The organism is Streptomyces sp. NPDC029292, from assembly GCF_055569295.1.
Genome location: NZ_JBVHXR010000007.1, coordinates 170,895 through 190,436, shown reverse-complemented (window position 1 = coordinate 190,436; position 19,542 = coordinate 170,895). Strand labels below are relative to the sequence as shown.

Genomic DNA, 19,542 nt, shown 5'->3' with positions numbered 1-19,542 from the left:
CTCCGATGTACGCCCCCGGCCCCGCCCGGCCCTCTCCCGTCGGCGCGTTCCTCGGCCGTACCTTCCGCGGCGACTGGGCCGGAGCCGGGCAGGCCGCGCTCTGGCCCGTCGGACTGCTGCTGATCGCGGCCGTGGGGCTGGCGATTCCCTCCTACGGGCAGGGCGACGACGTGGTCGTCGGGTTCGCCGACCGGATGCGGGTCGCCCTCGCCGTGCTGCTGCAGGCGCTCGGCGGCGGCTTCGAGCTGAAGGAGGTGCCGCAGTCCGTCTTCGGTGGCGGCGGCGGTGACCTGAACGTGGACCTCAACGGCGGCGGCTCGCTGTCCCTCGTCCCGCTCACGGTCACCGTGCTGTGGGTCGGGGCGCTCGTCATCGGCGTACGGATACTGCGTACGGATACGCGTACGAGTTCGGTCGCGGGAGTCCCGCAGGGAGCTGCCCCGCAAGGAGGTGCCCCGCAGGGTGGCGCGACCGCCGGGCTCGAAGCCGCCGTGCGAGTCGCGCTGCTGGTGACCGCGGCCGTGCTCGTGCTCGGGCTCTTCGCGCAGCCGACGCTCGCGGGGGCCGTGAAGATCTCGTCGTCGCCGTGGCTCGCCGCGCTGGGGGCCCTGTTGCTCGGGTTCGCGGTCGCGGGCGGGGTGCTGCACCGCGACGACCTGGCGCGGTGGCCGGTCGCGCGGCCGGGTGTGCGGGTGTTGCTGCGCGCGACGGGCACCGCCCTGCGCGCGCTGACCGTTGTCCTCGTGCTGTGCTCCGTCGTCGCGTTCATCTGCCTCACGCAGATCGACGGCCTCGACGACGCGTGGGACACGGACGGTGTCTCACCGCTGGTGGTCGCCCTGCTCGTGCTGCCCAACCTCGCGGTGACCGCCCTCGGTCTGTCCTGGGGCGCGCCCGTCGATGCCGAGGCGCGGGGGAGTTCGCCGTACGGCGGCGGGTACGAGCACAAGTCGTTCGGCCTGTCCGAACTCGCCGATGCCACCAACTCCTGGGCGGTCGTGGGTGCGTTGGCGCTCGGCCTGGTCTGCGCCCTGACCCTCGGCGTCCTGGCCGCGCGCCGTTCGGCCGACCGTCGCGAGCAGATGCTGGCCGCGGCCGTCTTCTTCGGCCTGTTCCTGCTGCTGGCCGGGGTGAGCGGCCTCGGCTGGGAGGTGGCCACGGGGTCGTCGAACAGTGACTCCGGGTACGGCTCGGACTTCGGCTCCGGCGGCTCCGCCGGAGGCACCGCCCAGATCGGTCTGAGCATCCCGGACGCGCTGCTTTTCGGGCTGCTGTGGATCTTCGTCGCGGCGTTCGTGGCGCCGTATGTGGTGCGGAGGGCAGGAGGGCGGATGGGGGTGACGGCGGTGACGGCGGTGCCGGGGATGACCGCGCCGCCGGTCCAGGGGATCCCGCCGATGCCGGGTGGGCCGGTTCCGGCGGCGGCCCCGGTTCCACCGTCGCCCACACCCAGCCCGTACGACCCCAGCCCGTACGACCCCAGCCCGTACGACCTCCACACCGTGCACCTCGGCCACCAGCCCCTTCCCTCTCCTTCCGTCCCTCTCACCCCTCTCACTTCGAAGCCCCGCGGCCGGGCCCTCGTTTGGACGGTGACTCTCGCGATCGCGTTCGTCGTCGGTGGTGGCGCGGCGGCCGGTGTTCTCGTCTGGCAGGACCACCGGACGAAGGGGACCTCGGTCTCGGATGACAAGCCCGAGGCCACATCGACGCCCACGGCTCAGCCCACCCAGTCCGAAACGCCGACGCCAACTCCGACGCCGACCGAAGAGCCCACGGACAAGGCATCCACAGAGGCTGCCGAACTCCCCGACGGCTACCACCAGTTGACCGACCCCATGGGCTTCTCCCTCGCCGTCCCCGACGTCTGGGCGCGCGAGGGCGTCAAGAACGGCACCCAGGTCACCTACGCGGGATCGACCGGCCTGGAGCACATTCAGGTCGGTGTCATCGCGAACGCGGGCTACACCTCGTACGACAACTTCCTGACCCTGGAGAAGACAGCCAAGAAGAAGGACACCGACTACCGGCGGATCACGCTGGAGTCGAACACCTTCCAGGGGCGGGCCGGTGCGATCTGGGAGTACACGTACGCCGACGAGTCGGGCCGGACCGTGCACGCGAAGGACCAGAGTTATGTCGCCGACGACGGGACCGAGTACGCGATCATGCTGGTCGGTTACGACGACATGTGGGAGAGCGATCTGGCCGGGACCTTCCAGGTCGCCCTGGACTTGTGGCAGCTCACCTGATGACCTCGAACGGGTCGCCCGGCTCGTCGAGTTCGCGGCGCAGCCCGCCCGACGGCGGACCTGGCAGACGCGGCTCGCGCACCCCCGCGCCGCCCTCCGCGTCACCGAGGTCGAACCACACGGTGACCACGGCGCCGTGCGGGATCTCGGCGCCGGGCGGGGGATATTGGCGTACGACGTAGTCGACGACCGTGAGATGGAAGTCGGGTCGGTCCGGGGCGGCGAGCAGCACCCCGCGCGCCTCGGCCGTCTCGCGCGCGTCCACGGCCATCAGGCCGACGAGCCGCGGTACGCGCACTTCGGGTGTCTTGGGTGTTATGCGCACAGACGTCACCCCCAGCGGTACCGGAAGGGTAAGCCCCGGCCCTGCCCTTCCGGAAGCCGTCAGGGGGCTTGCCGGACGCCGTCCGACGGTGCCGTCGTATGGTGCGGCGACGGGTGCGGCCGACGGGTGCGGCGTACGGTCGACGGTGCCGTCAGAGGGCCAGCCGATAGCAGTGAGCGGGCTCGCCCGACGTCGGGTGCGTGAAGACCTCGGCCAACTCCATGCCGAGGCGCCGGGTCACGGCGATGGACCGCTCGTTGCCGGGGCGGACCATGGCGACGACATGGGAGACGCCCGCCGCCCGCACTCTCTCCAGGGTGGCGACCGCGGCCGCCGTGGCGTACCCCTTGCCCCAGTGCGCCCGCCCGAGCCGCCAGCCGATCTCGATCTCGCCCGTCGGGCCCCACTCCTGCGGCCACGGCTGCGCGCCCGTGAAGCCGAGCGCCGCCCCGTCGGAGCCGACCATCGTCCACAGGCAGAACCCGTGCTCCGCGTCGTGCCGCCGCTGCCGCGCGGTGAGCTCCTCGTACACGGACAGCTCGGCCGCTCTGCCCCCGTGGAACTCCATGACCTCCGGGTCGGCGAAGACCCGATGCCAGGCGAAGGCGTCCTCGTCGGTGGGGACACGGAGCTGTACTACGGGGAGAGCTCGGTTCACGGGGCAGCCCTTCAGCCAGGTGATTCAGTACCGCTGCATAGACTGCCCATGTCCAGTGCCCGTCGGCACGTTGATTTCGAATCTTGGGGAGAACCCGCCGTGACCGAGCCCCAGCCCCTCTCCGAAAACACCGCCGATGTCATCGTCGTCGGGGCCGGGCCAGCCGGTTCCACCACCGCGTACTACCTGGCGAAGGCGGGACTGGACGTCCTGCTCCTCGAGAAGACCGCCTTCCCGCGCGAGAAGGTGTGCGGTGACGGGCTGACCCCGCGCGCCACCAAGCAGCTCGTCTCGATGGGCATCGACATCTCGGAGGAGGCGGGCTGGCTCCGGAACAAGGGCCTCCGCATCATCGGCGGCGGCGTCCGCCTCCAGCTGGACTGGCCGGATCTGGCCTCCTTCCCCGACTACGGCCTCGTCCGCAAGCGGGACGACTTCGATGAGCAGCTGGCACGCCAGGCGCAGAAGGCGGGCGCGCGGCTGTTCGAGCGCTGCAATGTCGGCGCCCCGATCATCGACGACCGCACCGGCCGCATCACCGGCGTCCACGCCAAGCTCGGTGACGCTGGGGAGAAGCGCGAGGTCACTTTCCACGCCCCGCTCGTCGTCGCCGCCGACGGCAACTCCACTCGCCTCTCCCTGGCGATGGGCCTGCACCGCCGCGAGGACCGCCCGATGGGCGTCGCGGTCCGTACGTACTTCACCTCCCCGCGCCACGAGGACGACTACCTGGAGTCCTGGCTGGAGCTGTGGGACAAGCGGGGGCCGGGCGAGGACCGCCTCCTCCCCGGCTACGGCTGGATCTTCGGCATGGGCGACGGCACGTCGAACGTCGGTCTCGGCGTGCTCAACACCTCCGACTCCTTCAAGGAGCTGGACTGGCGCGAGGTCCTCAAGGCCTGGTGCGCGTCGATGCCGGAGGACTGGGGCTACACCCCCGAGAACATGACGGGCCCCATCCGCGGCGCCGCCCTCCCCATGGCCTTCAACCGCCAGCCCCACTACACGAAGGGCCTGTTGCTGGTGGGCGACGCCGGCGGCCTGGTGAACCCCTTCAACGGCGAGGGCATCGCCTACGCCATGGAGTCCGGCCAGATCGCCGCCGACGTCATCGTCCAGGCCCACGCGCGCGCCACCCCGAGCCAGCGCGAACTGGCCCTCCAGCGCTACCCGCGCGTCCTCAAGGACACCTACGGCGGCTACTACACCCTCGGCCGTGCCTTCGTGAAGCTCATCGGCAACCCGAAGGTCATGAAGATCGCCACCCAGCGCGGCCTGAGCCACCCCCTGCTGATGAAGTTCACGCTGAAGATGCTCGCGAACCTCACGGACCCCACGGGCGGCGACGCGATGGACCGCATCATCAACGGCCTCTCGAAGGTCGCCCCGAAGGCCTGATCACCGGCTCAGCCCGGTCCCTTGGTCACCGGCTCAGCTCGGCCTCTTTGACGGCGCGGCGGGCGAAGACCCGCTCGCGCCGGTTCTCCATCTGCCGCAGGGCGTCCTTCCGGTCCCGCTTGGCGAGCCGGTCCAGGTACACCTGACCGTTCACGTGGTCGGTCTCGTGCTGCAGGCAGCGGGCGAAATACCCCGTCCCCTCGAGGACCAGGGCGTTCCCGTTCTTGTCGAAGCCGCGTACGACGGCACGGTCGGGACGGGGTACGTCCATGACGGCGCCCGGCACCGACAGGCAGCCCTCGCCCTCGTCGAGGAGGCGTCGGTCGGCCGGATCGAGCTGGTCCACAACCGGGTTGGCGATGTGGCCGACGTGCCGGACGCCGTCGTCGTCCGGGCAGTCGTACACGAACAGCCTCAGATCGACGTCCACCTGATTCGCCGCGAGCCCGGCCCCGTCGGCGACATACATGGTCAGGAACATGTCGTCGATGAGCGCGGCGAGATCAGGACCGAACTCGGTCACGTCCCGGCACGGCCGGTGCAGAACCTCTTCCCCGACCTCGGTGATCCGCCGCACCGATCCGAGCCGGGCCTCCGGCGTGAGCTGCGGGTACGAGTCGACGGGCTTTCCTTGGACGAACACACGGGGCATCGCTGTCTCGCTTTCGGGTGTGAGGATGCTGTGGGTGGCCGGGCGGCGGTCTTCCGGCCTCCGGCGCCGCTCCCTACCCTCCCGTACTCATGACAACAGAACACTCGGAACAGTCCCAGGAGCACTTCGGACACTCACGCAGACGCTTCCTCGCCGGGGCCGGCGGCGCCCTCGGCGCCGTCGCGTTATGGCCCGGGAGCGCGAGCGCCGCCTCCGGCAAGCGCGTCGCCGTCCTCGGCGGCGGCGTCTCCGGCCTCAGCGCCGCGCACGAACTCGCCGAGCGGGGCTACGTCGTGACCGTCTACGAGTACTACGACGTCCTCGGCGGCAAGGCCCGCTCCATGGACGTCCCGGGGACGGCGAGCGGTGGGCGCAAGCCGCTGCCGGGCGAACACGGCTTCCGTTTCTTTCCCGGTTTCTACCGGAATCTCCCGGACGCGATGCGCCGGATTCCCTTCCCCGGCAACGCGAACGGCGTCCACGACAACCTCCGCGGCGGCACCGAGGCCCTCTTCGCCCTCGCGGGAGGCCGGCCCGATCTGCACTTCCCCCTGCGGCGTGTGACGACTCCGCCCGCGACCGGCGACATCACCCCGTCCTGGATCCGCGACCAGCTCCTGTCCGTACTGGACCTGGGCACGCGGCTGCCCGCCCACGAGGCCGCGTACTTCGCCGACCGCCTGCTCGTCCACCTCACCAGCTGCGACGCCCGCCGCGAGGACGATTGGGAGAAGACCTCCTGGTGGGACTTCATCAGGGCCGAGGAGATGAGCGAGGAGTATCAGGTGCTCCTCGGCATCGGGCAGACCCGCAACCTCGTCGCCACCCGCGCCGAGGTCGCCTCCACGCGCACCGTCGGCCGCGTCATCATCGAGGCCCTGCTGCTGTGGGGCCTGCTCGGCCGCGGCATGGACGGCGACGCCGACATCGACCGCGTCCTCAACGCCCCCACCAGCGAGGCATGGATCGACCCCTGGGAGACCTACCTGCGCTCACTGGGCGTCGAGTTTGTCCTCGGGACCCAGGTCCGGGAGGTTCTCTACGCCGCTGGACGCGTGACCGGCGTACGCGTCACGGCCCGCGACGGCAGCCAGGAACGTACCGTCACCGCCGACCACTACGTCTCCGCGCTGCCCGTCGAGCACGCGCGCGGAACCTGGGGCCCGGCCCTGCGCGCCGCCGACCCGCAGCTCGCCAAGTGCGACGCCCTGAAGACGGACTGGATGGTGGGCATCCAGTTCTATCTGCGCACCCCCACCCCCGTGGTGCACGGACACATCAACTGCCTCGACTCCCCGTGGTCGGTGACCGGCATCGGGCAGGCCCAATTCTGGGATGTACGCGACTTTTCGGCCGACTACGGAGACGGCAGCGCGCACGACTGCCTCTCCGCGATCGTCTCGGAGTGGGACAAGCCCGGGATTCTGTACGGCAAGACGGCCCGGGAGTGCACGAAGGAGGAGATCGTCGCCGAGACCTGGGCCCAGCTGAAGAACGGCCTGAACGACTCCGGCAAGACGACGCTCACCGACGCCGACCGGCTCGGCTGGTTCATGGACCCGGCGGTCACGGGGCTCGGCGGCCCGGACCCGCAGAACCGCGAACCGCTCCTCATCCACCCGACGGGAACCCTCTACAACCGCCCGTCCGCCCGGACCGCGGTGCCGAATTTCTTCCTCGCGGGCGACTACGTCCACACGGATGTGGACCTGGCGACCATGGAGGGTGCCAACGAGTCCGCGCGCCGCGCCGTCAACGCACTCCTGGATGCGGACAATTCGGGCGCCGTGCGCTGTGAAATCTGGGAGCTCTACCGGCCCCCGGAGATGGAGCCCCTGAAGCGCGTGGACGAGCTCCGCTACAAGCTGGGCCTGCCCAACACGTTCGACCTCGGATAGGGCAGCAGCAGGGCCCCCGCCCCCGAGGCGGCGGCCCTGCTGTCGTACGACTCAGAGAACCCGCACCGCACCGGTGGCCGGGTAGCCCGAAAGGTCCTGAATTACCACACCCTTGGAGGGGTTGGCGGCATCCAGGTACTGGCCGTTACCGATGTACACACCCACGTGGTACGCCGAACCGGCCGAACCCCAGTACAGGATGTCGCCGACCTGGATGCTGGACAGCGAGACCGGCGTACCGGCCGTCGACTGGTCCTGCGAGACGCGCGGCAGATCGACGCCGACCTGCTTGAACGCGGCCTGCACAAGACCGGAGCAGTCCCACGCGTTGGGGCCGGTGCCGCCCATCACGTAGGCGTCGCCGACCTGCGCCTTGAGGAAGGCGATGACCGTCGCGACACTGCCGCTGGCCGGGGCGGAGACATTCGAGGTCGCCGTGGCGGACAGGGTGGTCCGCTCGGAGGAACGCGAGGCGGCCTGGGCGGCGGCGGCCTTGCGCGCGGCCTCGGCCTTCTTCTTGGCCTCCGCCTTCTTCTTGGCCTCGGCGAGGTCGGCCTTGGCCTGCTTGGCGGCCTTGGCGGCAGCCGCGTCACGCTCCGCCTGCAGCTCGTAGTTCGCCGCGGCCTGCTGTGTGGCGTCCGCGGACTGCGCGACCTGGGTGGCCAGATCGGCCGTCAGGGTGGGCAGTTCGAGGGTCTGCGTCACGGACTCGGCAGCGTTCGCCGAACCGGACGCCCCGGCCACTGCCAGGGTGCTGAGAACGCCACCGGCAACTCCGGCGCGCATCGCGAGACTCGACGCGTTGCGGCGGGGCTTCCGGTGGCTGCGTATGTGAGCGGTGTGGGACATGAGTACAACCGGTACCAGGGGCTCCTCCATACCTTCAAGAAACGTGTGGTGCGCCACAGTTGTTCAATCCACGGCCGAATTCGCCGCCCGGCACTCTTTATTGACGCCGTAACGGGCATTGTGGACACCCCTGATCAAGCCCGTGATCATGGGCTTTCCGTATTACGTCCGAATTGCCCGCCACCTACCACTGGTTCAAGCCGATGGCCAAGCCCGGCTTATCTGACCCATAGGGAGATGTGGCGCAGGTCACGGAACGGTCACCGCGGCGGCGGCGTCTCGCGCGCAAGTCCCGGCCGCGTCTGCTCGTGAATGTGTGCACGCGTCCACACCCGCCCACGCACCTCACTCTGAAGTGTGAACGCGCTCCCCTATCAAGGCGCTGCGTCCAGCACCAATTTGCATGCAGGGGAAGTCTCTTGATATTGAGACGCCGCCCTGGACCTGCGGTGACGAGCGGAAATGTCACCTCTGGTGACTGCCTGGACGCTTCACGTATGAAGATCACCGCTCATCCGACTTCATGATCGTTCGTCAGGTGGTGGAGATCACAAAGCTTGTGTAATACCCCGTGTCGCAGATCACAGACCGCCGGGCATAAGATGCGAGGCAGTTGGGCTTGTGACCTGCTTCACATGTTCGCGATCTTCGCCGGGACGCACGGGGTTCGTGGGGCACGTGGGGCAGAAGTGCCTGCCCGACGCAACCGCCAGCAGTCAGTGCCGACTGAGAGGAGCGAGGAGCGTGAACGCGTATGCGCCGATCCTCGTACTGGGAGCCCTCGGGGCAGGCTTTGCGATCTTCTCCGTGGTCATGGCCACGCTGATCGGTCCGAAGCGGTACAACCGCGCCAAGCTCGAGGCCTACGAGTGCGGAATCGAGCCGACCCCCACGCCGGTCGGCGGCGGGCGCTTCCCCATCAAGTACTACCTGACGGCGATGCTCTTCATCGTCTTCGACATCGAGATCGTCTTCCTCTACCCCTGGGCCGTCACCTTCGACGCCCTGGGTGTTTTCGGGCTCGTGGAGATGCTGCTCTTCGTGCTCACCGTCTTTGTCGCGTACGCGTACGTATGGCGGCGCGGCGGCTTGGAATGGGACTGAGGGGCCTTAAGACATGGGACTCGAAGAAAAGCTGCCGAGCGGATTCCTGCTGACCACCGTCGAGCAGGCCGCGGGCTGGGTGCGCAAGGCGTCCGTCTTCCCCGCCACATTCGGACTCGCCTGCTGTGCCATCGAGATGATGACCACCGGCGCGGGCCGCTACGACCTCGCGCGCTTCGGCATGGAGGTCTTCCGCGGATCACCGCGCCAGGCGGACCTGATGATCGTCGCCGGCCGGGTCAGTCAGAAGATGGCGCCGGTGCTGCGGCAGGTCTACGACCAGATGCCCAACCCCAAGTGGGTGATCTCCATGGGGGTTTGCGCGTCATCAGGTGGAATGTTCAACAATTACGCAATTGTGCAGGGCGTCGACCACATCGTCCCGGTCGACATCTATTTGCCCGGTTGTCCGCCGCGGCCCGAGATGCTGATGGATGCGATTCTCAAGCTCCACCAGAAGATCCAGACCTCAAAGCTCGGCGTGAACGCCGAGGAGGCGGCCCGCGAGGCGGAGGAAGCGGCGCTCAAGGCGCTCCCCACCATCGAGATGAAGGGCCTGCTGCGGTGAGTGACGCGAACGGCAACGGGGCGAACACGTCAGGTAACGGCGTCAACCCCGAGAAGGACCTCGGCGCCTCGAACCTCCCCGGCCAGCGCGGCGAGGGCGGAGAGGAGATCCGCGTCCAGCGTGGCATGTTCGGTGCCAACAACGGCGGCGACACCTCCGGCTACGGCGGCCTGGTCCGCTCGATCAGGCTTCCCGGCCCCGCCACCCGCCCCTACGGCGGCTGGTTCGACGAGGTCGCCGACGAGTTGGAAGGCGCCCTGGAGGAACAGGGACTCGTCCCTGGGAACGCCATCGAAAAGACGGTCGTCGACCGCGACGAGCTCACCTTCCACATCGAGCGCGAGTACCTGGTCCGCGTCGCCCAGACCCTGCGCGACGACCCGGCCCTCCGCTTCGAACTGTGCACGGGCGTGAGCGGAGTGCACTACCCCAGCGACAAGGGGCGCGAGCTGCACGCCGTCTACCACCTGCGCTCGATCACCCACAACCGGCTGATCCGCCTCGAAGTCAGCGCCCCCGACGCCGACCCGCACGTCCCGTCGCTCGTCCCGGTGTATCCGACGAACGACTGGCACGAGCGCGAGACGTACGACTTCTTCGGGCTGATCTTCGACGGTCACCCGGCACTGACGCGAATCATGATGCCGGACGACTGGCAGGGCTTCCCGCAGCGCAAGGACTACCCCCTCGGCGGCATCCCCGTCGAGTACAAGGGCGCCCAGATCCCGGCTCCGGACCAGCGGAGGTCGTACTCATGAGCACGCAGACCCCTTCTTCCGCGGAGTCAGCCGCTTCGGCCCGCGAGACGACCGAGGGCACCGTATATACGGTCACCGGCGGCGACTGGGACGAGATCGCCCAGTCCGCGGCGAAGTCCGACGACGAGCGCATCATCGTCAACATGGGGCCGCAGCACCCCTCCACGCACGGCGTGCTCCGGCTCATCCTGGAGATCGACGGCGAGACGGTCACCGAGGCCCGCTGCGGCATCGGCTACCTCCACACCGGCATCGAGAAGAACCTCGAATTCCGCACGTGGACCCAGGGCACCACGTTCGTGACGCGCATGGACTATCTGACGCCGTTCTTCAACGAGACGGCCTACTGTCTCGCGGTCGAGAAGCTCCTCGGCATCACGGACCAGATCCCCGACCGCGCGACGATCATCCGTGTGCTCCTCATGGAGCTGAACCGGCTCTCCTCCCACCTGGTGTGCATCGCCACCGGGGGTATGGAGCTCGGCGCCACCACGATCATGATCTACGGCTTCCGTGATCGTGAACTCATTCTCGACATCTACGAGCTGATCACCGGCCTGCGGATGAACCACGCGTACATCCGCCCCGGCGGACTCGCCCAGGACCTGCCGCCGGGCGCGGTGGACCAGATCCGCGAGTTCGTGAAGAAGATGAAGAAGAACCTTCCCGAGTACGACAAGCTCGCCACCGGGAACCCCATCTTCAAGGCCCGTATGCAGAACGTCGGCTACCTGGACCTCGCCGGCTGCATGGCCCTCGGCGCCACCGGACCGATCCTACGCTCGGCGGGCCTGCCGCACGACCTGCGCAAGACCCAGCCGTACTGCGGCTACGAGACGTACGACTTCGAGATCCCCACCGCCGACACCTGCGACTCCTACGGGCGCTTCCTGATCCGCCTGGAGGAGATGCGCCAGTCTCTGCGGATCGTCGAGCAGTGCCTGGACCGGCTGCAGCCCGGCCCGGTCATGGTCGCCGACAAGAAGATCGCCTGGCCCGCCCAGCTCGCGCTCGGCCCCGACGGTCTCGGCAACTCCCTCGACCACATCAAGAAGATCATGGGTACCTCCATGGAGGCCCTGATCCACCACTTCAAGCTGGTGACCGAGGGCTTCCGCGTCCCGCCGGGACAGACGTACGCGGCGGTCGAGTCGCCCAAGGGCGAGCTCGGGGTGCACGTCGTGTCCGACGGGGGCACCCGCCCCTACCGGGTCCACTTCCGTGACCCGTCCTTCACCAACCTTCAGGCCATGGCGGCGATGTGCGAGGGCGGCCAGGTCGCCGACGTCATCGTCGCCGTCGCGTCCATCGACCCCGTGATGGGAGGCGTCGACCGGTGACCACTTCCTCCGAGGGTGTCAGCCTGGGCATGCCCCAACTGCCCGCGCCCGACTACCCGGACGACGTTCGAGCCCGGCTCGAAGCGGACGCGCGCGAGATCATCGCCCGCTACCCGGACTCCCGCTCGGCGCTCCTTCCGTTGCTGCATCTCGTGCAGTCGGAGGAGGGCCATGTCACGCGCACGGGGCAGCGGTTCTGCGCGGACGTGCTCGGCCTGACCACGGCCGAGGTCACCGCGGTCGCGACCTTCTACTCGATGTACCGGCGGAAGCCCTCCGGTGACTACCAGGTGGGTGTCTGCACCAACACCCTGTGCGCGGTCATGGGCGGCGACGCGATCTTCGAAGCCCTCCAGGACCACCTGGGCGTCGGCAACGGCGAGACCACCGACGACGGCAAGGTCACCCTGGAGCACATCGAGTGCAACGCGGCCTGCGACTTCGCGCCGGTCGTGATGGTCAACTGGGAGTTCTTCGACAACCAGACCGTGGCCTCCGCGAAGCGCCTCGTAGACGACCTGCGCGCGGGAGCACAGGTCGAACCCACCCGCGGCGCCCCCTTGTGCACGTTCAAGGACACCGCCCGGATCCTGGCGGGCTTCCCCGACGAGCGCGAAGGGGCTGTCGAGGCGGGCGGCAGCGCGGGACCGGCATCACTGGTGGGGCTGCGCCTGGCCAAGGGCGAGACGCAGCCTGCGCGCGTAGTACATCCGCGTGGTGAGGGTCCTCAGGACGAGCGGCCGTCCGGCCCGGCCACAGAGGAGGGGGAGTGATGACCTTGGCACCCGAGAATGGGGGCACCGCCCGCGCGAGCGAGTTCGAGCGTGGGGGAGGAACCAGCCCCGAGAAGCTGCTCGTACCCGTGCTGTCGGCCTTCTGGGACGAGGACGAGTCCTGGACGCTCGACGTCTACCGGAGGCACGAGGGGTACGAGGGGCTGCGCAAGGCGCTCGCCATGTCGCCGGACGACCTCATCGCGTACGTCAAGGACTCCGGTCTGCGCGGCCGAGGCGGCGCGGGATTCCCCACCGGAATGAAGTGGCAGTTCATTCCTCAGGGTGATGGCAAGCCTCACTATCTAGTTGTCAACGCCGACGAATCCGAGCCGGGAACCTGCAAGGACATCCCGCTCCTCTTCGCGAACCCGCATAGCCTCATCGAGGGCATTGTGATCGCGTGTTATGCCATCCGGTCTTCGCATGCGTTCATCTATCTGCGCGGTGAAGTGGTCCCCGTGCTGCGGCGGTTGCACGAGGCCGTGCGTGAGGCCTACGCGGCCGGCTACTTGGGCGAGAACATCCTGGGCAGCGGACTCGACCTCCAGCTCACCGTGCACGCGGGCGCGGGCGCGTACATCTGCGGTGAGGAGACCGCACTGCTCGACTCGCTCGAAGGCCGCCGTGGTCAGCCGCGACTTCGTCCCCCTTTCCCTGCCGTCGCGGGCCTCTATGCGTGTCCAACTGTTGTAAATAACGTCGAGTCGATCGCGTCAGTTCCCGCAATTCTGCAAAAAGGCAAGGAATGGTTCAGGTCGATGGGCAGCGAGAAGTCCCCGGGCTTCACGCTCTACTCGCTCAGCGGCCACGTCGCCAGTCCCGGCCAGTACGAGGCCCCGCTCGGCATCACGCTCCGTCAACTCCTCGACATGAGCGGCGGGATCAGGCCCGGACACCGGCTGAAGTTCTGGACGCCGGGCGGCTCCTCGACCCCGATGTTCACCGACGAGCACCTCGACGTCCCTCTTGATTACGAAGGAGTGGGCGCCGCCGGTTCCATGCTCGGCACCAAAGCGCTCCAGTGCTTCGACGAGACGACCTGTGTCGTACGGGCGGTCACGCGGTGGACCGAGTTCTACGCCCATGAGTCCTGCGGCAAGTGCACGCCGTGCCGCGAAGGGACGTACTGGCTCGTGCAGTTGCTGCGCGACATCGAGGCAGGCAAGGGCGTCATGTCCGACCTCGACAAGCTCAACGACATCGCCGACAACATCAACGGCAAGTCGTTCTGCGCTCTTGGCGACGGTGCCGCCTCGCCGATCTTCTCCTCGCTCAAGTACTTCCGTGAGGAGTACGAGCAGCACATCACGGGCCGCGGCTGCCCCTTCGACCCGGCCAAGTCCACGGTATGGGCGGACAAGCACACGGAGGTGAACGCATGACCGTGACCACCAGCGCTCCCTCCGGAGGCGGGGAGGCGGCGGTCCCGCCGGAGGATCTCGTCTCGCTGACGGTCGACGGCGTGGAGATCAGCGTGCCCAAGGGCACGTTGGTCATCCGCGCGGCCGAACAGCTCGGCATCGAGATCCCCCGCTTCTGCGACCACCCGCTGCTCGAACCGGCCGGCGCCTGCCGCCAGTGCATCGTCGAGGTCGAGGGCCAGCGAAAGCCCATGGCGTCCTGCACGATCACCTGCACGGACGGGATGGTCGTCAAGACTCACCTCACCTCTCCTGTCGCCGAAAAGGCCCAGAAGGGTGTGATGGAGCTGCTGCTCATCAACCACCCGCTGGACTGCCCGGTCTGCGACAAGGGCGGCGAGTGCCCCCTGCAGAACCAGGCCATGTCGCACGGCCACGCCGAGTCCCGCTTCGAGGGCAAGAAGCGGACGTACGAGAAGCCCGTCCCGATCTCCACGCAAGTGCTGCTCGACCGCGAGCGGTGCGTGCTGTGCGCCCGCTGCACCCGCTTCTCCAACCAGATCGCGGGCGACCCGATGATCGAGCTGATCGAGCGGGGCGCGCTCCAGCAGGTCGGCACCGGCGAAGGCGACCCCTTCGAGTCGTATTTCTCCGGGAACACGATTCAGATCTGCCCGGTGGGCGCGCTGACGTCGGCGGCGTATCGCTTCCGCTCGCGTCCCTTCGACCTCATCTCCTCGCACTCCGTGTGCGAGCACTGCTCCGGCGGCTGCGCGACCCGCACCGACCACCGGCGCGGCAAGGTCATGCGACGCCTCGCGTCCCCCGACCCCGAGGTCAACGAGGAGTGGCTCTGCGACAAGGGACGGTTCGGGTTCCGGTACGCGCAGCAGCGGGACCGGCTGGACACGCCTCTCGTACGCAATGCCGACGGTGTCCTTGAACCTGCGTCCTGGCCGGAGGCCCTGGAAGCGGCGGCTCAAGGGCTGTTGGCGGCGCGCAGCCGGACGGGCGTCCTGACCGGCGGCCGTCTCACCGTCGAAGACGCCTACGCGTACAGCAAGTTCGCGCGTGTGGCTCTCGACACGAACGACATCGACTTCCGCGCGCGCGTGCACAGCGCCGAGGAGGCCGACTTCCTGGCGGCCCGCGTCGCCGGACGTGGACGGGATCTCGACGGTACGGGCGTCACGTACACCTCGCTGGAGAAGGCGCCCGCCGTCCTGCTCGCCGGATTCGAGTCCGAGGAGGAGGCGCCCGGCGTCTTCCTGCGGCTGCGCAAGGCGTGGCGCGGACACGGGCAGAAGACCTTCTCGCTCGCCACGCACGCGACGCGCGGCCTGGAGAAGGCGGGCGGCACGCTGCTGCCCGCCGCACCCGGCACCGAGACCGAGTGGCTGGACGCGCTCGCCAGCGGGGTCGGTCTGGAGGGCGACGGCGCCAAGGCCGCCGAGGCGCTGCGCACCGAGGGGGCGGTGATCGTCGTCGGCGAGCGGCTCGTCGCCGTGGCGGGCGGGCTCACCGCCGCCGTACGGGCCGCGTCCGCGACCGGCGCCCAGCTGGTGTGGATTCCGCGCCGGGCCGGGGAACGCGGCGCGATCGAGGCGGGCGCGCTGCCCTCGCTGCTGCCGGGCGGACGTCCGGCCACCGACCCGCGCGCGCGGGACGAGGTCGCGTCCGCCTGGGGCGTCTCCGTACTTCCGCACCGCTACGGCCGTGACACCGGCCAGATCGTCGAGGCCGCCGCCGGCGGCGAACTGCAGGCCCTGGTGGTCGCGGGCGTGGAGGTTGCCGACCTTCCCGACCCGGCACGCGCGCGTGCGGCACTTTCCGAAGTGGGCTTCCTGGTGTCGCTGGAACTGCGCCCCAGCGAGGTCACCGAGCACGCCGATGTCGTACTCCCCGTAGCCGCGGTCGTCGAGAAGGCGGGCGCCTTCCTCAACTGGGAAGGCCGGGCCCGCTTCTTCGAGGCCGCGCTCAAGCCCGACCAGATGACCCGCCGCCTCGCGCCCACCGACGCGCGCGTACTTCAGATGCTGGCCGACGCCATGGACGTACACCTGGGTCTGCCGGATCTGCGCACCACGCGCGGGGAGCTGGACCGGCTCGGCGCGTGGGACGGGCCGCGGGCCACCGAACCCCTGGAGACCGCGGCGCAGTTGCCGCGCCCCGCCGTCGGAGAGGCCGTGCTGGCCGGGCACCGGCTGCTGCTCGACCAGGGCCGCCTCCAGGAGGGCGACGAAGCGCTCGCCGGGACCCGGCACGCGGCACGCGCGCGCGTGTCGGCCGCCACGGCCGCCGAGGCGGGCGTCAAGGACGGCGATCTCCTCGCCGTGACCGGCCCCTCCGGAGTAGTCGAACTCCCCCTGCAGATCACCGAGATGCCCGACCGCGTGGTCTGGCTCCCGCTGAACTCCACCGGCGGGGGCGTCGCCTCCGACACGGGCGCGCTGCCCGGCGCACTCGTCCGCATCGGCCCGGCGACGCTCGCCACCGAGGCCCCCAAGGAGGTGGAGGCATGACTCCGTACCTCGCCGCTGAAGACCTCTCCATGTTCGGCCGCGACCCGTGGTGGCTGGTCGTCATCAAGGCGGTCTTCTGCTTCGCCTTCCTGATGGTGACCGTGCTGTTCTCCATCGTGTGGGAGCGCAAGGTCGTCGCCTGGATGCAGCTGCGCATCGGGCCCAACCGGCACGGCCCCTGGGGCATGCTCCAGTCGCTCGCCGACGGCATCAAACTGATGCTCAAGGAAGACGTCATCGTCAAACGCGCGGACAAAGTGGTCTACGTCCTCGCGCCGATCGTCGCGGCCATCCCGGCCTTCATGGCGATCGCGGTGATCCCCTTCGGGCCCGCCGGGAACGAGATCTCGATCTTCGGCCACCGCACCACGATGCAGCTCACCGACCTGCCGATCGCGATGCTCTACATCCTCGCGATCGCCTCGGTGGGCATCTACGGGATCGTGCTCGCGGGTTGGAGTTCTGGATCCACGTACCCGCTGCTCGGCGGACTGCGGTCCTGCGCGCAGATGATCTCGTACGAGATCGCCATGGGCGCCGCGTTCGCCTCGGTGTTCCTCTACTCCGGGTCGATGTCGACCTCGACGATCGTCGAGCAGCAGCACGATCGCTGGTACATCATCCTGCTGCCCGTCTCGTTCCTGATCTACATCGTGACGATGGTCGGCGAGACGAACCGCGCCCCCTTCGACATGCCGGAGTCCGAGGGCGACCTGGTCGGCGGCTTCAACACCGAGTACTCGTCCATCAAGTTCGCGATGTTCATGCTCGCCGAGTACGTGAACATGGTGACGGTCTCGGCCGTGTCGACCACGCTCTTCCTGGGCGGCTGGCGGGCCCCGTGGCCCATCAGCACCTTCTGGGAGGGCGCCAACCACGGCTGGTGGCCGATGGCCTGGTTCGTGGTGAAGGTGCAGCTGCTGCTGTTCTTCTTCATCTGGCTGCGCGGCACGCTCCCGCGCGTGCGCTACGACCAGCTGATGAAGCTCGGCTGGAAGGTCCTCATTCCGGTCTCCGTGGTCTGGCTGATGCTCGTCGCGACCGTACGGACCCTGAGGAACGAGAACTACGACTTCGCCGACATCGCCCTGTACGTCGGCGGCGGTGTCCTCGTCCTGCTGCTGCTCTCGTTCGTCGCGGACATCTTCCGCGACCGCGGCGCCAAGGAGCAGGAGGCGCCCGCCGCCTTCGACCCGATGGCGGGCGGATTCCCCGTACCGCCGCTGCCGGGACAGGAGCTGCCGCCGGTGCCGCGGCGCCGCCCGCGCCGCGAGCGGGAGTTGATTGTCAGTGGCGGGTCCGATACTGCGAGTGACGGATCAAATGGCGGAACTCGTGACGGAAAGGAGGGGTCCGATGGCTGAGGAGCCGAAGGAGACCAAGCCCGGTTTCCAGAACCCCGTCGCCGGCTTCGGCGTGACCTTCAAGGCCATGTTCAAGAAGCGGCTGACCGAGCAGTACCCGGAGCAGCAGAAGACCACCGCCCCGCGGTTCCACGGCCGGCACCAGCTCAACCGCCACCCGGACGGCCTGGAGAAGTGCGTCGGCTGCGAGCTGTGTGCCTGGGCCTGCCCCGCGGACGCCATCTATGTGGAGGGCGCGGACAACACCGACGAGGAGCGCTACTCGCCGGGCGAGCGGTACGGCCGCGTCTACCAGATCAACTACGCCCGCTGCATCCTGTGCGGCCTGTGCATCGAGGCGTGCCCCACGCGCGCGCTCACGATGACGAACGAGTTCGAGCTCGCCGACAGCAGCCGCGCCAACCTCATCTACACCAAGGAGCAGCTGCTCGCCGGGCTCGAGGAGGGCATGGTCGACACGCCGCACTCGATCTTCCCCGGCACGGACGAGCAGGACTACTACCGGGGCCTGGTGACCGAGGCGGCACCCGGCACGGAGCGCCAAATCGCCGTCTCCGAAGGTGAGAAGCCAGCCGGTGAGGAGGTAGGGACATGAGCAACCTGGCCGCCTACTCCACCTCCACCGGAGAGGCCTTCCAGTTCTGGATCCTCGGCACCGTCGCCGTCCTCGGCGCCCTGGGCACCGTCTTCATGAAGAAGACCGTGCACAGCGCGCTCAGTCTCGCCGGGACCATGATCATCCTGGCGGTGTTCTACCTCGCCAACGGGGCGTACTTCCTGGGCGTCGTGCAGATCATCGTCTACACCGGCGCGATCATGATGCTGTTCCTCTTCGTGGTCATGCTCGTCGGTGTCACCGCGGCGGACTCCCTGAAGGAGACCATCAAGGGGCAGCGCTGGCTGGCCCTGGTGTGCGGGCTGGGCTTCGGCATCCTGCTGATCGCGGGCATCGGCAACGCGTCCATCAAGGACTTCAACGGCCTGGCGAAGGCCAACGCGAACGGGAACGTGGAGGGCCTCGCGGCTCTCATCTTCACGAAGTACGTGTTCGCCTTCGAAATCACCGGCGCCCTGCTCATCACGGCCGCCGTCGGCGCCATGGTCCTCACGCACCGCGAGCGCACCGAGCGCGCCAAGACCCAGCGCGAGCTGTCCGAGCAGCGCGTACGGGAGGGCAAGCACCTGCCGCCGCTGCCGGCGCCCGGTGTCTACGCCCGGCACAACGCGGTGGACATCGCGGGCCTGCTGCCCGACGGCACCCCGTCCGAGCTGACCGTCAACAAGACGCTGCGGGAGCGCGGCCAGATCCGTGACGTGTCGACCGAGGCACTGAGCGACCTGAAGGCCCTGGAGCAGCGCGCCGAGGAGCGCCTGGAGCGCACGAAGTCGGGGGAGGGGTCGAAGTGAACCCGGTCAACTACCTCTATCTCGCCGCCCTGTTGTTCACGATCGGCGCCACCGGCGTGCTGATCAGACGGAACGCGATCGTGGTGTTCATGTGCGTCGAGCTCATGCTCAACGCCTGCAACCTCGCGTTCGTCGTCTTCTCCCGCCTGCACGGCAATCTCGACGGCCAGATCATCGCCTTCTTCACGATGGTCGTCGCCGCCGCGGAGGTCGTGGTCGGGCTCGCGATCATCGTGTCGCTGTTCCGTTCCCGCCACTCGGCCTCGGTCGACGACGCCAGCCTGATGAAGCTGTAAGGGGTCGCTGAATC

Annotated in this window: 18 protein-coding genes; 14 read left to right on the top strand and 4 right to left on the bottom strand. The window is 68.8% G+C overall.

Annotated elements, in window-relative coordinates:
* Window positions 1-5: 5 nt before the first annotated feature.
* Window positions 6-2,252 carry a cell division protein PerM gene (locus tag ACZ4WS_RS17890; RefSeq protein WP_467981684.1) on the top strand — a complete coding sequence of 749 codons (2,247 nt, stop codon included), beginning with the start codon at window positions 6-8 and terminating at the stop codon, window positions 2,250-2,252.
* Here ACZ4WS_RS17890 and ACZ4WS_RS17885 read toward each other — a convergent pair.
* Both ACZ4WS_RS17885 and ACZ4WS_RS17880 read right to left on the bottom strand, forming a co-directional pair.
* The gene (locus ACZ4WS_RS17885) at window positions 2,245-2,577 is read right to left on the bottom strand and encodes a PASTA domain-containing protein (protein WP_467981400.1); all 333 of its coding nucleotides are present in this window, start codon (window positions 2,575-2,577) and stop codon (window positions 2,245-2,247) included. The two genes, ACZ4WS_RS17890 and ACZ4WS_RS17885, sit on opposite strands and share 8 nt — an antisense overlap.
* A 151-nt stretch (window positions 2,578-2,728) precedes the next feature.
* On the bottom strand, window positions 2,729-3,235 hold the full coding sequence (locus ACZ4WS_RS17880; RefSeq protein WP_467981398.1) for a GNAT family N-acetyltransferase: 507 nt from the start codon (window positions 3,233-3,235) through the stop codon (window positions 2,729-2,731).
* Window positions 3,236-3,334: 99 nt separating this feature from the next.
* Here ACZ4WS_RS17880 and ACZ4WS_RS17875 point away from each other — a divergent pair, with 99 nt between their 5' ends.
* Entirely contained in the window at window positions 3,335-4,633 is a 1,299-nt protein-coding gene (locus ACZ4WS_RS17875; protein WP_467981396.1) for a geranylgeranyl reductase family protein, read from the top strand.
* Window positions 4,634-4,658: 25 nt separating this feature from the next.
* Here the strand turns inward: ACZ4WS_RS17875 and def are convergent, their stop codons facing one another.
* Window positions 4,659-5,285, bottom strand: coding sequence for a peptide deformylase (def, locus tag ACZ4WS_RS17870; RefSeq protein WP_467981394.1), 627 nt, complete (start codon window positions 5,283-5,285; stop codon window positions 4,659-4,661).
* An 89-nt stretch (window positions 5,286-5,374) separates the two neighbouring features.
* On the opposite strand from def, the gene ACZ4WS_RS17865 reads away from it, so the two are divergent.
* The gene (locus ACZ4WS_RS17865) at window positions 5,375-7,183 is read left to right on the top strand and encodes a hydroxysqualene dehydroxylase (RefSeq protein WP_467981392.1); all 1,809 of its coding nucleotides are present in this window, start codon (window positions 5,375-5,377) and stop codon (window positions 7,181-7,183) included.
* Between the two features lie 51 nt (window positions 7,184-7,234).
* On the opposite strand, the gene ACZ4WS_RS17860 is transcribed toward ACZ4WS_RS17865, so the two are convergent.
* Window positions 7,235-8,062, bottom strand: a complete 828-nt coding sequence (locus ACZ4WS_RS17860) for a C40 family peptidase (RefSeq protein WP_467981390.1) — start codon at window positions 8,060-8,062, stop codon at window positions 7,235-7,237.
* Between the two features lie 714 nt (window positions 8,063-8,776).
* Here ACZ4WS_RS17860 and ACZ4WS_RS17855 point away from each other — a divergent pair.
* The 11 genes from ACZ4WS_RS17855 to nuoK are packed head-to-tail and all read left to right on the top strand — an operon-like array spanning window position 8,777 to window position 19,528.
* The gene (locus ACZ4WS_RS17855) at window positions 8,777-9,136 is read left to right on the top strand and encodes an NADH-quinone oxidoreductase subunit A (protein WP_467981389.1); all 360 of its coding nucleotides are present in this window, start codon (window positions 8,777-8,779) and stop codon (window positions 9,134-9,136) included.
* Between the two features lie 13 nt (window positions 9,137-9,149).
* Window positions 9,150-9,704 carry a NuoB/complex I 20 kDa subunit family protein gene (locus tag ACZ4WS_RS17850; protein ID WP_003998928.1) on the top strand — a complete coding sequence of 185 codons (555 nt, stop codon included), beginning with the start codon at window positions 9,150-9,152 and terminating at the stop codon, window positions 9,702-9,704.
* Entirely contained in the window at window positions 9,701-10,462 is a 762-nt protein-coding gene (locus tag ACZ4WS_RS17845) for an NADH-quinone oxidoreductase subunit C (RefSeq protein WP_467981387.1), read from the top strand. Before ACZ4WS_RS17850 ends, ACZ4WS_RS17845 begins: the two co-directional genes overlap by 4 nt.
* A complete protein-coding gene (locus ACZ4WS_RS17840; RefSeq protein ID WP_467981385.1) occupies window positions 10,459-11,802 on the top strand; it encodes an NADH-quinone oxidoreductase subunit D in 1,344 nt (447 codons plus the stop codon). The genes ACZ4WS_RS17845 and ACZ4WS_RS17840 overlap by 4 nt, the downstream gene beginning before the upstream one ends.
* A complete protein-coding gene (nuoE, locus tag ACZ4WS_RS17835; RefSeq protein ID WP_467981383.1) occupies window positions 11,799-12,575 on the top strand; it encodes an NADH-quinone oxidoreductase subunit NuoE in 777 nt (258 codons plus the stop codon). The genes ACZ4WS_RS17840 and nuoE overlap by 4 nt, the downstream gene beginning before the upstream one ends.
* Complete coding sequence (nuoF, locus tag ACZ4WS_RS17830; protein WP_467981382.1) at window positions 12,575-13,960, top strand: NADH-quinone oxidoreductase subunit NuoF; 1,386 nt, start codon at window positions 12,575-12,577, stop codon at window positions 13,958-13,960. Before nuoE ends, nuoF begins: the two co-directional genes overlap by 1 nt.
* A complete protein-coding gene (locus ACZ4WS_RS17825; protein ID WP_467981380.1) occupies window positions 13,957-16,461 on the top strand; it encodes an NADH-quinone oxidoreductase subunit G in 2,505 nt (834 codons plus the stop codon). Before nuoF ends, ACZ4WS_RS17825 begins: the two co-directional genes overlap by 4 nt.
* Window positions 16,458-17,825, top strand: a complete 1,368-nt coding sequence (nuoH, locus tag ACZ4WS_RS17820) for an NADH-quinone oxidoreductase subunit NuoH (RefSeq protein ID WP_467981378.1) — start codon at window positions 16,458-16,460, stop codon at window positions 17,823-17,825. The genes ACZ4WS_RS17825 and nuoH overlap by 4 nt, the downstream gene beginning before the upstream one ends.
* Window positions 17,818-18,420, top strand: a complete 603-nt coding sequence (gene nuoI, locus ACZ4WS_RS17815) for an NADH-quinone oxidoreductase subunit NuoI (RefSeq protein ID WP_467981376.1) — start codon at window positions 17,818-17,820, stop codon at window positions 18,418-18,420. Before nuoH ends, nuoI begins: the two co-directional genes overlap by 8 nt.
* Window positions 18,417-19,232 (top strand): NADH-quinone oxidoreductase subunit J, encoded by an 816-nt coding sequence (locus ACZ4WS_RS17810; protein WP_467981374.1) that lies wholly within the window; start codon window positions 18,417-18,419, stop codon window positions 19,230-19,232. The genes nuoI and ACZ4WS_RS17810 overlap by 4 nt, the downstream gene beginning before the upstream one ends.
* On the top strand, window positions 19,229-19,528 hold the full coding sequence (gene nuoK / locus ACZ4WS_RS17805) for an NADH-quinone oxidoreductase subunit NuoK (RefSeq protein ID WP_095853175.1): 300 nt from the start codon (window positions 19,229-19,231) through the stop codon (window positions 19,526-19,528). The genes ACZ4WS_RS17810 and nuoK overlap by 4 nt, the downstream gene beginning before the upstream one ends.
* Window positions 19,529-19,542: the final 14 nt, after the last annotated feature.